Origin of the sequence: Novosphingobium album (ex Liu et al. 2023), from assembly GCF_029076845.1 — a bacterium.
In the GTDB taxonomy this organism is placed as follows: domain Bacteria; phylum Pseudomonadota; class Alphaproteobacteria; order Sphingomonadales; family Sphingomonadaceae; genus Novosphingobium.
Genome location: NZ_JARESE010000022.1, coordinates 1 through 996, shown reverse-complemented (window position 1 = coordinate 996; position 996 = coordinate 1). Strand labels below are relative to the sequence as shown.

Genomic DNA, 996 nt, shown 5'->3' with positions numbered 1-996 from the left:
CATCGTCGCCAGGTGCAGCGCCGGCGGCGGCGATCTGGGCGAGGCGATGCTGGCGAGCGGGCGCGTGGTCAGGTGGCCGCGCTGAAGGGCCTCGGCATGCAGTGCCGGTTTGTCCGAAGAATACGGCGTCTTTCGGACAAAGCGGCAGAATCTGACGCGCGCATCCGGGGGTGGCGGCGGGGGTACGCCGTGTGCCGGATCAGGCCGCGACCTCGATCGGCGCGACGGACAGGCGCAGGCCGAGCGCGGCGAGAACCTTGGACAGCGTCGCGATCGTCGGATTGCCGTTTTCCCCCAGCGCCTTGTAAAGCGCTTCGCGGCTGAGGCCGGTCTCGCGCGCGACCGCGGTCATGCCGATCGCGCGCACGACATCGCCGATCGCGCGGCGGAAGAAGGCCGGATCGTTTTCTTCCATCGCCGCTTCCAGGTAAGCGGCCATATCCTCTGGTGTTTCGAGCAGTTCGGTCACATCCCAGGGCCCGGTTTCGATAGCCATCACTCGATCTCCTTCGCCATTTCCTTCGCGGCAGCGATATCGCGTTCCTGCGAGTCCTTGTCGCCACCGCAAAGCAGCAGGACCACCGCCTCACCCACACGGGTGAAATACACCCGGTATCCGGGGCCGAAGGTGAAGCGCAGCTCGCTCACACCGTCGCCCACCGATTTCACATCGCCCAGGCTGCCTTCCTCGACCCGCTTCAAACGGATCTCGATGCGGGCCTTGGCCCGCCTGTCGCGCAGGGCCTTGAGCCAGTCGACAAAGACATCGGTGCGGCGAACTTCGAGCATGTGACAACTATAGTTCACAGCGTTCGATTGTCAACTATAGTTCACACCCCCAGTGCGGCATTCGGGGGTAGCGGCGGGGGTATCACCTTCACCCTGCCGGGTGACCGTTGGCGGAAATATGCCAATATGCCAAACGACCAACGCGGAGGGTGTATCCGCCTTGGTCAGCCCGCCGCGATGAGCTTCCGCGCCGCGTCGGCAAGGAAT

Annotated in this window: 2 protein-coding genes; both read right to left on the bottom strand. The window is 64.8% G+C overall.

Annotated features, from left to right (window positions below):
* Positions 1–199: 199 nt before the first annotated feature.
* Positions 200–496 carry an addiction module antidote protein gene (locus tag PYV00_RS08870; RefSeq protein ID WP_275227939.1) on the bottom strand — a complete coding sequence of 99 codons (297 nt, stop codon included), beginning with the start codon at positions 494–496 and terminating at the stop codon, positions 200–202.
* Positions 496–789, bottom strand: coding sequence for a type II toxin-antitoxin system RelE/ParE family toxin (locus PYV00_RS08865; protein WP_275227938.1), 294 nt, complete (start codon positions 787–789; stop codon positions 496–498). The genes PYV00_RS08870 and PYV00_RS08865 overlap by 1 nt, the downstream gene beginning before the upstream one ends.
* Positions 790–996 lie beyond the last annotated feature (207 nt).